Consider the following 14214-nt stretch of genomic DNA (forward strand, 5'->3'; position numbering starts at 1 on the left):
ATTTTAAAATTTGATGTATAGGTAAGTATGATAGTAAATCCTTAAGGAGGTCAACACGAATAAACCAGATTCATGAACTGTTTGAAACATATTGAGATGTCCCGGGTGGTCAAATCCCGATAAAACCACATCATTCTCGTCCCTCAGTCTCTGTTTTTCCTTAAATATCGTGAATCATCAGCGGTGGATTTATCAGATTTTAGTAAAATAAGAGGTATAATAAAGTCTCTTAACTATAAAATTTAAACTTAAGAGGTGTATTTGTGGCTCTAATACTTTATACCGAATCAGAGTTGCTGGCAGAACTTGGGCACCGCCTCCGGGAGCATCGGGGTGCAGGCCTTCTGAATTCTTCCGTTAATCAGAAGGCCCCGGCGGAGGTACTGCACATCAGCCACGTCTCGACTGTCGTCTGAAAAGGATTACAACCCTAACTCAGATAATCCAGGATGATCATCAGGGCGGCGACCTAAAGGCCAATGAAATTTGCGCTCAGATTCTTTTATCGGAAGATCATTAATACAAGCATAACGGTTGTACATCAAACCATCTTCGTTAAATTCCCAATTCTCATTACCATATGAGCGAAACCAGTTACCGGAATCGTCATGCCATTCATAAGCATAACGAACCGCTATTCTATTCTCAGTAAACGCCCAAAGTTCTTTAATCAATCGATATTCATGCTCTTTCGCCCATTTTCTGGCTAATAAGTCCTGAGCTTCTTTACGACTATGTACAAATTCAGCACGATTACGCCAATGGGTATCCAATGAATAAGCCAATGCAACTTTTTCAGGATCACGGCTATTCCATCCATCTTCCGCCAAGCGAACTTTCTGAATAGCGGTTTCACGGGTAAATGGCGGCACCGGCTGGCGAATTTCTTTTGTATTAGACATATTATCTCCTAATTAAATTTTCCATTAACTCACATCGTATTTATTCAGCAATGCCTCGGCAATATTCATCGCCTCTAAAGCATAATGTGTATCATTCATCACATGCGCAGTTGTAATAGCGCCTTCTATTAAGAGCAAGAGCTTCCTCGCTAAATCCGCTGATGAATCCGGCGATATTTCTTCACAAATAGACAGCACGTAAGTAAAAACTTTCTCTTTATGTTCCTTAGCAATTATTCTTACCGGATCATCAGGATTAGGGCGTTCACCAGATGTATTAATAAATGCACATCCTCTAAAATCATCACTTACGAACCATCTTTGTAATACCAAAAAAACATTCAGCAATTTCTCTTTAGGTGTTTTATATTCGACTATTGATGAGGTAAACCATCTCATCCATCGTTCATCTCGCCGACGAAGAACTTCTTCAATCAACCCCTCTTTCGTACCAAAATAACGATAAATTGTCTTACGTGAAGAACCGGTAGTGCGCGTTATCAGATCGATACCCGTCGCCGCAATCCCCCTTGTGTAAATTAATTCCTCTACAACATCCAACATGTTTTCCCTGTTGTTGGGCGCCTGCTCACCTTCCATGTTTTTCATGGTAGAACGATCATTCTCCATAGTCAACCTCTTTACTGAAAAAATAGATTTAAATTGTTATCTCTATGATTTAAAAAGTAATTATTAATGTTCATCGCCTTTATCACCAAAGTTGCTCATTCCCATACGAAAATGCCCTTTAATAATGATCTTATCAGAGAAATGAAGAGATAATATTAAATTTCCTACTACCATTTCTTGCTTATTATATCAATTAAAAAATAGAAATTTATTTTTAAAAGGAAAAAACAATATCAACATATTATTTTCATAGAATGTTTACAATATTCTATTTTATCTCTTTATTGTGAGTTATTTTTAATAATAAATCTTTAAGAATATTATTAATAAATATCTTAAAACACTACCAACAATTAGACAAATAAATAAAATGAATGAAGGGCGAATATCCGCCCTTCTGTCAACCACCAGCTAATTTAACTGTCATACCTTTGGCTTCAAGCAATTGTTTCAATAAATCCCTTTTATCACCTTGAATTTCTATTTCGCCATCCTTTACTGAACCACCACAGCCACATTTTTTCTTCAATTCAGCCGCCAGTTTAATCAGTGTCTGATCATCAGCATCAATCCCGGTAATCACGCAAACCCCTTTTCCTTTACGACCACTGGTTTGACGTTGAATACGAACAATACCATCTCCTTTTGGACGCTGAGATTTAACCGTTTCTTCCTGAATACGCCCTCTGTCTGTGGAATAGACCAACCGAGAATTATTATCTTGCATTAATCACTCCCGCAATAGATTGATTAATTTGACGCAATGCGGCCGCAGGATCGGCGGCACGGGTAATCGGACGGCCAATGACCATATAATCAACGCCAGCCAATACCGCCTGTTCTGGCGTCATGATACGGCGCTGATCACCCACATCACTGCCCGTCGGGCGAATTCCGGGAGTAACTAATTGAAAATGCTGACCACAAACCTTTTTCAGTTGCTGAGCTTCATGCGCAGAACAAACCACACCATCCAGCCCACATGCCTGAGTCAGTTTTGCCAACCTTTCAGCCTGTTGCGCTGGTGTCATATCAATCCCAATACCTTGCAGATCCGATTGTTCCATACTGGTTAATACTGTGACAGCAATTAATAACGGCGCATCATGACCATAAGGCAGCAGCGCCTCTTTCGCCGCTGTCATCATTCTGGCACCACCACTCGCATGTACGTTTACCATCCAAACCCCCATCTCAGCAGCAGCAGCTACCGCTCTGGCGGTGGTATTAGGAATATCATGGAATTTCAAATCTAGAAATACTTCAAAACCACGTTGGTGCAGCAACTTAACAAACTGCGGACCATGTAGGGTAAACATCTCTTTACCTACTTTCAGACGGCAATCCTGTGGATCAATTTTATCGGCAAAAGCCAGCGCCGCATCCTGATTGTCGTAATCTAAAGCAACAATGACAGGCGAGCTAACCTGTCTACCGAACGATGTTAAGGTATGAGATGTCATTTTTTAACCTTTTTGACTAACAAAGCAATATTATGGTGACACTGTCACTGACCATCTAATCCACGGATCGGTTTAATCGAATCCCACGAACGGCAGGATGGACAGTGCCAATAAAGCGAATGAGAAGTAAAGCCGCACTTATGGCAGCGATAATTAGGTTTGGTGCGAATTTGCTCACCAACCATGTCCCGTAGCAAGATAATACTTTCTTTCGCCCGACCCTCTTCTGCTTCGGCCAGGTGGTAATCCATCAAGCGATAAAATAGGCGCATGGTCGGATGACGCTCTAATCGATGGTTGATGTAAGTTTGCGCGACTTCATGCCCTTCTTGCTGCTCGATAATATCAGCCAGCAAAAGCTCGGCCGTTGCCCCACAATCCTCTTCGACACAACGTCTCAGGAAATTTTCCCATTCATCAAGCTGATTCCGATGCTGGTAACACTCCTGGAGAATAGGTAACACCTCACTCACCAACTGTTTATCCTGCTCAAGAACAGATTTTAAAGCATCCGCCGCTTTATTGTACTCTTGCCGGGCCATAAACAGACGCCCCAACATGATAGAAACTCTGGCGCAGTTTTTATCTGCCTGAACCGCTTTATTGAGATAACCGATAGCCTCATCAAGATCATCACCGCTCATCTCCTGTAAAGCGAGTTCACAATAAAAATGCGCAATTTTTTCCCGTAAATCATGTTTGCCGGATTTGACTAATTTCTCAGCAATATCAATGGCTTTTTTCCAATCACTGGTTGCCTGATAAATAGTCAGCAGCGATTGAAACGCATTTTGTCGAAAATCTTTTTCATTCACCAATTGAGAGAACATATTTTCAGCACGATCATACAAACCCGCAGACATATAATCGCGGCCCAATTGTTGCGTCGCAAGCAAACGCTGATCAAATGTCAGAGAAGCGCTTTCCATGAGAGATTGATGAATGCGGATAGCCCGCTCTACTTCTCCCCTGGAACGGAATAGATTCCCCAAAGTCAAATGCGCTTCAAAAGCAGAACTGTCCTCTTTAAGCATTTCAAGAAACAGATCCACGGCTTTATCTTGCTGGTTTGAAAGGAGAAAGTTAACCCCGGTAACATATTCTCGTGATAAGCGATCAGCATTTTGTTGCTTATCCTGTTGAGCACTTCTGCGCCCCATATACCAGCCATAAGCAGCGGCCACAGGAAGCAACAGAAACAACAGCTCTAACATAGGGGTTTATTCCTTGCTAAGTGCAAGCGATGAATGAGTAACCGAAGGTTCAGCAGGTTGCTCCAGTTGCGCTTCAAGTCGCTTAATCTTGCGTTCAGCTCTTCCTAATGACAAACGAGCACGAAGATAAAATAATCCACAGATAACCCAACCTAACACGAAACCGCTAGCAAATAATACAGCTAAAAGTGTAGATATAGAGTAATTCCCTTTAGCAATCAGATAGTTAAATGTAACAATCTGTTCGTTATTTGATCCAAGAGTCATCGAAACGACAAAGATCACCAATACCAGTAATAAAATCAGAAAATATTTCACATTTTTTCCTGTTATCTATTGTTGCTTGGACATTATGCTGGATAACGGCTCATTAAATTAGCATTTCCAGTCTGGATAAAGGAAGCAATTTATCATGATAAATGCGTCTTTCAGCTTTTTTGCGATATCTTCCCATCGATTAAGTGTAAATAAGAAGCAATGACACCGCCAAATCCTTTTTGTCGTTAATCAACCGCCATTTTTCTGAGTGACGACGCGACCATAAAAAAACCCACTAAAAGTAGCGACAAACTTGCAGCAAACAGGGTATATACCTAGAATGAAAAACATATCCGGTCTCTCATTGCCAACCTGCCAACAATACAGCTACAGGTGGTAACAATAAAATCAGGGTTGCGATAATAATAGGTTTAGTAAATGGATTCATATCTGGCACCGGATTATTTTTATACACATTTTAAAAACTTGTTCAGTGTTAACATGTTAGTGTTATAACAGCCATTTATATATGATTATTTGAAAGTTTTTGACAGATAATTTGCGGTAAATATGGCAAAATATAGCCGCATTATAATCAGAGAAAATCTTTTACGCAGTGTCCGCTGATTTCCCAGACCGGTATTGTTTTTCACATCTATGTCTTGTAACGAGTCTGAATCAACATATGAACAATAAAATGCAATTAAAACGAGTCGCTGAGGCCAAGTTACCCACTCCTTGGGGTGATTTTTTAATGGTCGGCTTTGAAGAAATCGCCACAGGTCAAGATCATGTCGCATTAGTATACGGTACTATTTCTGGCAATGAACCTGTTCTTTCCAGGATCCATTCAGAATGTCTGACCGGTGACGCCCTGTTTAGTCTACGTTGTGATTGCGGTTTTCAACTTGAAGCCGCCCTTGCTCAAATTGCTAAAGAAGGGCGAGGTGTATTACTTTATCATCGACAAGAAGGTCGTAATATTGGCTTAATCAATAAAATTCGTGCTTACGCGTTACAGGATAACGGTATCGATACTGTAGAAGCTAACCATCAGTTAGGTTTTGCCGCCGATGAGCGTGATTTCACCTTATGTGCAGATATGTATAAATTACTCGGTGTTCAAGCTATTCGTCTGCTGACAAATAATCCCAAAAAAGTGGAAATTATGACCGAAACAGGTATTAATATTGTAGAACGTGTTCCATTAATTACCGGCCGGAATCCTAAAAATGCTTATTATTTGGATACCAAAGCCAAAAAAATGGGTCATTTGTTACCTGAGCAAAATTAGTTTCTCAGTAAGCTAGCTGGAAAAAACGGCGCTCAAATAAATCAGTGCCGTCTTTAGTATGATGTATACCCTATGGATTTCAAGATGCATCGCGACGGCAAGGGAGTGAATCCCCGGGAGCATAGAGAACTATGTGACCGGGGTGAGCGAGTGCAACCAACAAAGAGGCAGCTTGAAAGATAACGGGTATAAAAATTATTTCAACATGTGACGAATAACATAGTGCAAAATACCACCGTGGTGGAAATAATCTAATTCAGTTCTGGTATCAATACGACACTGAGCATTAATGATTTCCTGACGCCCATCCGAATAAGTCACTTTCACCGGAACAATCTGTCCCGGCTTGAGGTCATTCATCCCTTCAATATCAATTGTCTCATCACCTCGCAGATTTAATGTCTTACGATTTACGCCCTGAGAAAATTCCAATGGCAATACCCCCATACCAATCAGGTTCGAACGGTGAATACGCTCAAATGATTCCGCAATCACCACCCTAACCCCCAATAACCGAGTCCCCTTCGCTGCCCAGTCGCGGCTCGAACCAGAACCATATTCTTTGCCTGCAATGATAGCCAATGGTGTTTTTTCTTCCTGATAACGCATAGCTGCATCATAAATCGCTAATTGTGTCTGTGATGGAATATGGCGGGTATATCCTCCTTCGATACCAGAAATCATCTCATTACGGATACGGATATTAGCAAACGTTCCACGCATCATGACTTCATGATTACCGCGCCTTGAGCCGTAGGAGTTAAAATCCTTAGGTTCAACCCCATGTTCTTGAAGATAACGCCCTGCCGGGCTGTCAGCTTTGATATTCCCCGCCGGAGAAATATGGTCTGTGGTTACAGAATCCCCAAGAATAGCCAATATATTCGCGCCGTGAATATCCGTTATCGCTTCAGGTTCTGCTGTCATTTCACTAAAGAACGGTGGGTGGCGAATATAAGTAGAATCAAGCTGGAAGTGATAAGTTGCAGAACTCGCAACATCCAGCGACTGCCATGTTTCATCACCATCAAAGACTTCCGCATACTCTTTGTGAAACATATCAGCCTTAATTTGATCAACCGCTTTAGCAATTTCTTTGCTATCAGGCCAGATATCCTTCAAATAGACATCATTGCCTTGTTGATCCTGACCAAGAGGATCTTTAGTCAAATCCTTTTTCATGTTGCCGGATAAAGCATACGCCACGACTAACGGCGGCGACGCTAGCCAGTTAGTTTTTATCAGAGGATGGATACGGCCTTCAAAGTTTCGGTTGCCAGAAAGGACCGCACCGACGGTAAGATCAGCTTGCTTAATCGCCGCTTCAATAGATTCATGCAGTGGCCCAGAGTTACCAATGCAAGTTGTACAACCATAACCTACCAGATTGAAGCCCAATTGCTCCAGATACGGCATCAAGCCAGCCAGTTCAAGGTAATCCGTCACCACTTTCGAGCCTGGCGCCAGTGAGGTTTTCACCCACGGTTGGCGTTTAAGCCCCTTCTCAACCGCTTTTTTCGCCAACAACCCCGCGGCCATCAGCACAGTGGGATTAGATGTGTTGGTACAGGAAGTAATCGCAGCAATGACAACAGCCCCCTCTTCTAACTCATACTTCTGGTTATCCAGATTAACTGGCGCTGAGATGGCTTTCCCCTGGGATTTATTCATTTCCAGATCAACGGATGATTGAAATACTTGAGGTACTCGCGCTAAAGCCACCCTGTCTTGTGGACGTTTCGGTCCAGCGAGGCTCGCTTCCACTGTCGACATGTCCAGCTCAAGACTACTGGTAAATACCGGTTCATCACCGGGATTTCGCCATAATCCTTGGATCTTACAATAAGCTTCTACCAGCTCAATCTGCTGTTCTGCACGCCCTGTCAATCGCATATAGCTCAGGGTAATATCATCTACCGGGAAGAAACCGCAAGTTGCACCATATTCCGGTGACATATTGGCAATGGTTGCCCTGTCTGCCAGCGGCAAATCAGCTAACCCATCCCCATAAAATTCAACAAATTTCCCGACCACACCATGGGCACGCAGCATCTGAGTCACTGTCAGTACAAGGTCTGTTGCAGTAATCCCTTCGCGTAACTTGCCGGTAAGTTTAAAACCCACCACATCAGGAATAAGCATGGAAACAGGTTGTCCTAACATGGCCGCTTCAGCTTCAATACCGCCCACCCCCCATCCTAAAACACCGAGACCATTGATCATGGTGGTATGAGAATCGGTACCAACCAAGGTATCAGGATAAGCCAACTCTCGTCCGTTATGCATTTCATGCCAAACCGTTTTACCCAGGTATTCCAGGTTTACCTGATGGCAAATCCCGGTTCCGGGCGGGACAACACGAAAACGGTTAAAAGCTTTTTGCCCCCAACGCAGAAAGAGATAACGCTCGTAGTTACGTTCCATTTCTAATTGAACATTTTGTTCAAAGGCTTTTTCCGTGCCGAATTTATCCACCATAACTGAATGGTCAATAACCAAATCAACGGGTGATAGTGGATTAACTTGTTCAACATTACCACCAAGGCGCTGAACCGCTTCTCTCATGGCCGCTAAATCAACAACGGCAGGCACCCCGGTGAAATCCTGCATTAATACACGTGCCGGCCGGTAAGCAATTTCTCTGTCTGCATGGCCGGTATTTTGCCAATCAACAATTGCTTTCAAATCATCATCAACAACAGAATTGCCATCGATATTGCGAAGAAGATTTTCCAGAAGAACTTTCAGTGATTTGGGCAAACGGGAAATATCACCCAAATGTTTAGCAACCAGTGGTAAGCTGTAATAATCATATTGTTTACTTACAGCGGAAAGTGTTGAAACACAAACTTTTTTTAAATCAAACGACATAACTCCTCCTTCTTCTTATACTGGCATAACTCAAAACCACCTTAGTGCCTAGCCGTTAATGATAATGGCACAAATTAAACATAACATATAAGCAAATATTTGTTTCTCATTACCACACAATGAATCAATTCAGTGTAACTATCAGAATTTCAGTAATAAATTTTGATAATTTAGTCGAGTAAACAATCGAATGATAATCAGCTAGAATTAACCCGCTAACAATTCAATTGGATTCAAATTATCAATAAAAAAACAAGGACAAAATAATGGATATAAAAAACGAAATTACGAATAATCAGCAACATATCGCAAAAATCAATGAAGCTAATACGTTCTTTCACATCAACGACACTTATTTTAATATAGAAAATACCAATAAATATAATGAAAAGGATGGCTTAGTTCAGTTCATCATAGCCAAACAATTATCTGATAAACCAGAAGTTATAGAGAAAACAAACAACCTAAGTCAAACATTAATTGCACTCTCCTCCATTGCAACCAATTATGTCAATAAATACGCGGAAAAATATGGAGAGCAATATAAAACAGATATGGATTTTTGGACGAAAGTCGTTAACAAATTACCTCTAATGGGTACCAGCAAAGTTGAATCCAAAAATTACACCGATTCATTAAATGGTTTAAGCATTTCAAAAAGTTTCCTTAATTTTATCATGAATGTTGTTGTATTCGAAAATACGGATATGCTGCCAGATTTCGCTAATTTTCTTACCAAGCAAGGCGAAACGATTCGTTTAGGCATACGGAAAAATAAAGGCTTTTATTCTACAGTGACACTGACGATTGCCATCGATACGTTGATTGTAGGAGAGAAGACAGTATATATTCCGAAACTAAAACTCTATCGAGTTAATTTTGATAGCACCAATTCAAACTTTTTATCAAGCTGTGCTTCTAATGAAAATATCAATATTGATTTTGAGTATTCATCCTTAATATCGGTCTTAGACTATGAAGCACTCGAACATCCTGAGATTAAAACCAGTTTTGATAATTTCATTAACAAGCAAAGAAAAACATCAATAGAAGATTCTGATGATTTCTTCAGTGGTGAGTTTGAACCGATCTGATAAGCAAAATTAGGGAGCTAATCGCAACATTAGCTCCCTAATTATTTCATTATACGATTGGTAATTTGATATCTTTGAACATGACTTCGATATCTTCATTTGAGCGTAAAGCAACTGCCTGATCAATAACATCACGTGTCAGGTGAGGCGCAAAACGCCACATAAAATCATACATGTAGCTGCGCAAGAAACTACTGCGACGAAAACCAATCTTAGTTGTGCTGTAGCTGAATTTATCACGCATATCAATGCAAACAAGGTCATTATCCTGCACCGGATCAACCGCCATGTTGGCAATAACCCCCACACCTAATCCTAACCGGACATAAGTTTTAATGACATCAGCATCTGTCGCAGTGAAAACAATTTTAGGCTTTAAGCCCACTTTATCGAATGCGACATCTAACTCAGAACGACCGGTAAAACCAAATGTATAAGTGACCAGTTGATATTCAGCCAGTTCTTCAATTGAAACACTCTCTTTACCTGCCAGCGGGTGATCCGACGTGACCACCAGCGTCCTGTTCCAATGGTAACAAGGCAACATTATCAAGTCTTCATATAAATGCAGTGCCTCAGTTGCAATAGCAAAATCAGCACTACCCTTACTGACAGCTTCAGCAATTTGTGTTGGCGACCCCTGATGCATGTGTAAAGAGACCTGAGGATAACGTTCAATAAAGCCTTTAATCACAGGAGGTAATGCATAACGGGCCTGTGTATGAGTAGTAGCAATATATAGCGAACCACGATTCGGATAAGTATGTTCACTAGCAACTGACCGTATTGCATCAATCTTAGATAATACTTCACGAGAAATTCGGACAACCTCTTCACCTGCGGGAGTAACATGCGTCAGGTGTTTACCACTACGGGAAAAAATCTGAATACCTAATTCATCTTCAAGCATTCTGACCTGCTTACTGATCCCGGGTTGAGAGGTATACAGTCCTTCTGCCGTAGATGAAACATTGAGGTTGTGGTTTACCACCTCCACGATGTAACGAAGCTGTTGCAATTTCATATAAACACCATCCCAAAATAAACGCTGTGAACAATTATGACTTAGAAATCTGGACTGATATTGCTGTTTGCTATTTATTATAACGAATAGAAATAATATTGTTGTCGCATATAACCACTATAACACGATTATATATTTATATAACGAATAATTAAAAATTCATAATGAATGTTTAACCGGATTCTAATTCATATATTTTAAGATAATGCCAATAGGCGAAAAAAGCCAACCTATAAGGTTGGCTTAATAGAAGAAAATAATCCCTTTTCTGAGAAAAAGAGAGTATTGATTCTGTCAGAAATTGTTACTTTTTGTCTTTCTCAACCCATTTCCCATCAACATAAAACACACTCCACCCCGTTGCCTTGCCATTTTTCTCTGAAGAAGCATATTGCTGTTTAGTCTTACGGCTAAAACGGATAACTGCTTTATTACCTTCAGCATCCGCCACAGGCGCATCAGCCAGATAGCGTAATTTCTCCGGCAAACGTTCTTTAAAACGCGCTAACTCTTCTACCAACGGCGCTCTGGTTTCTCTGGATTTAGGGAAAGTATTTGCTGCTAAAAATACACCGGCTGCACCATCACGCAATACAAAATAGGCATCAGATTTTTCACAAGGAAGCTCTGGTAGCGGAACCGGATCCTCTTTTGGTGGCGCGACTTCTCCACTGCGCAAGATTTTGCGGGTATTTTTACAAGTTTCATTGGTGCAGCCCATGTATTTACCAAAACGCCCCATTTTCAAGTGCATTTCAGCGCCACATTTATCACATTCGATAACAGGACCGTCATATCCCTTAATACGAAATTCACCCTCTTCCACTTTGTAGCCATCACAAGCCGGGTTATTACCACAAACATGTAACTTACGTTGGCTATCAATAAGGTAACTGTCCATCGCTGTACCACATTTTTTACAGCGACGACGGGCGCGCAATGCGTTTGTTTCCGCCTCATCCCCTTCCAAGACATTAAGAATCTCATTTTCAGGGATAAGGTTTATCGTCTGCTTACAACGCTCTTTAGGTGATAACGCATAACCAGAACAACCCAAGAAAACACCCGTGGTTGCCGTTCGAATGCCCATAGAGCGCTGACATGTCGGGCACTCAATAGAGGTAATTACCATCGGATTAGGCCGCATACCGCCATCTTCCGGCTCTTTATTGGCGACGTCTAGCTGTTCACTAAAATCTGTGAAAAACTCATCCAGAATCCCTTTCCATTCGGCTTTGTTACTTGCAACCTGATCAAGCTGATCTTCCATTCGCGCAGTAAAATCATAACTCATCAGCTCGTTGAAATTTTCTTCCAGACGATCAGTAACAATTTCTCCCATTTTCTCCGAGTAAAAACGGCGACTCTCCACGCGAACATAACCACGCTCCTGAATCGTGGAGATAATGGAAGCATAAGTGGATGGGCGACCAATACTGCGTTTCTCCAGCTCTTTAACCAGGGATGCCTCACTGTAACGTGCCGGTGGTTTGGTGAAATGCTGGCTTGGGATCAGTTGTTGCAAATCAAGTTCTATACCAATTTCAACAACCGGCAACGTGTGGTCTTCATCACCTTTGCGTAACACAGGCATCACTTTTGTCCAGCCATCAAAACGCAGTGTACGACCTTTGGCCCGCAATTCAAAATCACCCGCCTGTACCATCAATGTTGTGGAATCGTATTTCGCTGGTGTCATCTGACAAGCCACAAACTGACGCCAGATTAGCTGATACAGCTTCTGTGCATCCGCATCCATATCTTTCAGTTGCTCTGCCATGATATCAACACTGGAAGGACGAATCGCTTCATGCGCTTCCTGTGAATTCTCTTTACTGCTGTAAGTATTGGCTGCTTCTGGCAGGTATTTATCGCCAAAATTATCACTGATATAACCACGAACCATATCCAGCGCATCCTGACTCAAGTTAGTTGAATCAGTACGCATATAAGTAATATATCCGGCCTCATACAAACGCTGAGCCATCATCATGGTCTTTTTAACACCAAACCCTAAACGCGTGCTGGCCGCCTGTTGCAATGTAGATGTGATAAACGGCGCACTCGGTTTACTGGAGGTTGGACGATCTTCACGATCGATCACTTTGTAACGGGCTTTTTCCAGTAAAGAGACGGCGGCTTGAGTTTGTTCACTATTAACCGGCTTAAACGGTTTACCCTGCTGATGGGTCACTTCCATATGCAGTGAAATTTCGCCTTTCGCCAGCAAATCAGCATGTAATTGCCAATATTCTACCGGTACAAACGCTTTAATTTCACGCTCTCTTTCTACTACAAGGCGTACCGCCACCGATTGCACACGACCGGCAGATAGCCCTCTAGCCACCTTTTTCCACAGTAGCGGAGAAACCATATAACCCACGACTCGATCCATAAAACGGCGAGCTTGTTGAGCATTTATCCGGTGAATATTTAATTCACCCGGATTATCAAATGCCTGTTTGATGGCATTTTTAGTGATTTCATTAAAAACAACCCGGCTAAAACGATCGCCATCACCGCCAATCACTTCCCGCAAGTGCCATGCAATGGCTTCTCCCTCTCGGTCAAGATCCGTTGCGAGATAAACATGATCAACTTTTTCAGCCAGTGATTTTAGCTCTGCCACGACCTTCTCTTTGCCCGGCAAAATCTGATAATTCGCTTCCCAACCACGGTATGGATCAACGCCCATACGGTTGACTAATGCAGCTTTCTCATCTTTTTTAACCTTCTTCTTAGACTTATCGGTAGATGAGCTCGAACTCTTTTGGCTGGCTGAGCCGCTGGTCGGCAAATCACGGATATGACCAACGCTGGATTTCACCACGTAGTCACTCCCCAAATATTTGTTGATTGTTTTGGCCTTTGCCGGGGACTCCACTATTACAAGAGCTTTACCCATAGTTATCTTTACCTAATTATCTTTTCAGATGGTGGAATTCACTGCGCCATATCACGGTATTTAAAACCTCTTTTTATATTGCGATAGATTCTCAATATATCAACTTATTTTTATTCAGTTGATTTTCCCAAACTCGAAACATATTGAATTATCTAAGGTATTTTAGATACCGCCCATGATCTATGCAAATGAATGAAGCGATCACCGTAAACAAAATCTTCCATCTGCATGATGAAAAGTTCACACTCTACCTGATAAAAAATGATGCGCAACAAATTATTTTTGATTAAGGATAGAAAAAGGTAGAACAGAACAACACCGATTAAAGGTGAACAATGACTAAAAAAAGCCAGCGATATTATCCGCCAACGTGAAGATTTTATTCATGGTATGTATATAAGTAGCGTAAAGCAAAAAGGAAATGTATTAGTATTAATGGTGAATTTTTTCTAAGGGAAAATGGTTTACCCACAGTAAAAAGTACTGCTATTTTCAATATGTTCAAACACCTGACTCATATCCTGTCGAAACAATATTATCTCGAAAATTAATAACAAAA

At 41.4% G+C, this 14214-nt stretch carries 11 protein-coding genes and 1 pseudogene; 3 read left to right on the forward strand and 9 right to left on the reverse strand.

Features of this window, described 5'->3' with window-relative positions:
- Positions 1-422: 422 nt before the first annotated feature.
- The 6 genes from ACGF5R_RS00130 to ACGF5R_RS00155 form a co-directional block, all read right to left on the reverse strand.
- Positions 423-902 carry a nuclear transport factor 2 family protein gene (locus ACGF5R_RS00130; RefSeq protein WP_112879390.1) on the reverse strand — a complete coding sequence of 160 codons (480 nt, stop codon included), beginning with the start codon at positions 900-902 and terminating at the stop codon, positions 423-425.
- Positions 903-926: 24 nt separating this feature from the next.
- A complete protein-coding gene (locus ACGF5R_RS00135; RefSeq protein WP_387689079.1) occupies positions 927-1532 on the reverse strand; it encodes a TetR/AcrR family transcriptional regulator in 606 nt (201 codons plus the stop codon).
- 400 nt (positions 1533-1932) lie between these two features.
- The gene (yciH, locus tag ACGF5R_RS00140; protein WP_112879392.1) at positions 1933-2259 is read right to left on the reverse strand and encodes a stress response translation initiation inhibitor YciH; all 327 of its coding nucleotides are present in this window, start codon (positions 2257-2259) and stop codon (positions 1933-1935) included.
- Positions 2249-2995 (reverse strand): orotidine-5'-phosphate decarboxylase, encoded by a 747-nt coding sequence (gene pyrF, locus ACGF5R_RS00145; RefSeq protein WP_262980042.1) that lies wholly within the window; start codon positions 2993-2995, stop codon positions 2249-2251. The genes yciH and pyrF overlap by 11 nt, the downstream gene beginning before the upstream one ends.
- Positions 2996-3039: 44 nt before the next feature.
- The gene (gene lapB / locus ACGF5R_RS00150) at positions 3040-4209 is read right to left on the reverse strand and encodes a lipopolysaccharide assembly protein LapB (RefSeq protein WP_112879394.1); all 1170 of its coding nucleotides are present in this window, start codon (positions 4207-4209) and stop codon (positions 3040-3042) included.
- 6 nt (positions 4210-4215) lie between these two features.
- On the reverse strand, positions 4216-4527 hold the full coding sequence (locus ACGF5R_RS00155; RefSeq protein ID WP_112879395.1) for a LapA family protein: 312 nt from the start codon (positions 4525-4527) through the stop codon (positions 4216-4218).
- 637 nt (positions 4528-5164) lie between these two features.
- Here ACGF5R_RS00155 and ribA point away from each other — a divergent pair.
- A complete protein-coding gene (ribA, locus tag ACGF5R_RS00160; protein ID WP_112879396.1) occupies positions 5165-5761 on the forward strand; it encodes a GTP cyclohydrolase II in 597 nt (198 codons plus the stop codon).
- A 195-nt stretch (positions 5762-5956) separates the two neighbouring features.
- Here ribA and acnA read toward each other — a convergent pair whose 3' ends face one another.
- Positions 5957-8632, reverse strand: a complete 2676-nt coding sequence (acnA, locus tag ACGF5R_RS00165) for an aconitate hydratase AcnA (protein WP_387689083.1) — start codon at positions 8630-8632, stop codon at positions 5957-5959.
- A gap of 266 nt (positions 8633-8898) precedes the next feature.
- On the opposite strand from acnA, the gene ACGF5R_RS00170 reads away from it, so the two are divergent.
- On the forward strand, positions 8899-9726 hold the full coding sequence (locus tag ACGF5R_RS00170) for a hypothetical protein (RefSeq protein WP_112879398.1): 828 nt from the start codon (positions 8899-8901) through the stop codon (positions 9724-9726).
- A gap of 49 nt (positions 9727-9775) precedes the next feature.
- Here the strand turns inward: ACGF5R_RS00170 and cysB are convergent, their stop codons facing one another.
- A complete protein-coding gene (cysB, locus tag ACGF5R_RS00175) occupies positions 9776-10750 on the reverse strand; it encodes an HTH-type transcriptional regulator CysB (RefSeq protein ID WP_112879399.1) in 975 nt (324 codons plus the stop codon).
- Between the two features lie 304 nt (positions 10751-11054).
- Positions 11055-13655: a type I DNA topoisomerase gene (gene topA, locus ACGF5R_RS00180; protein WP_387689086.1), complete on the reverse strand. Its 2601-nt coding sequence runs from the start codon at positions 13653-13655 to the stop codon at positions 11055-11057.
- Between the two features lie 351 nt (positions 13656-14006).
- On the opposite strand from topA, the pseudogene ACGF5R_RS00185 reads away from it, so the two are divergent.
- A pseudogene (locus ACGF5R_RS00185) lies at positions 14007-14206 on the forward strand (DUF2498 family protein); the annotation flags it as partial.
- Positions 14207-14214 lie beyond the last annotated feature (8 nt).

The organism is Photorhabdus sp. RM71S, from assembly GCF_042879355.1.
Lineage (GTDB): Bacteria > Pseudomonadota > Gammaproteobacteria > Enterobacterales > Enterobacteriaceae > Photorhabdus > Photorhabdus kayaii.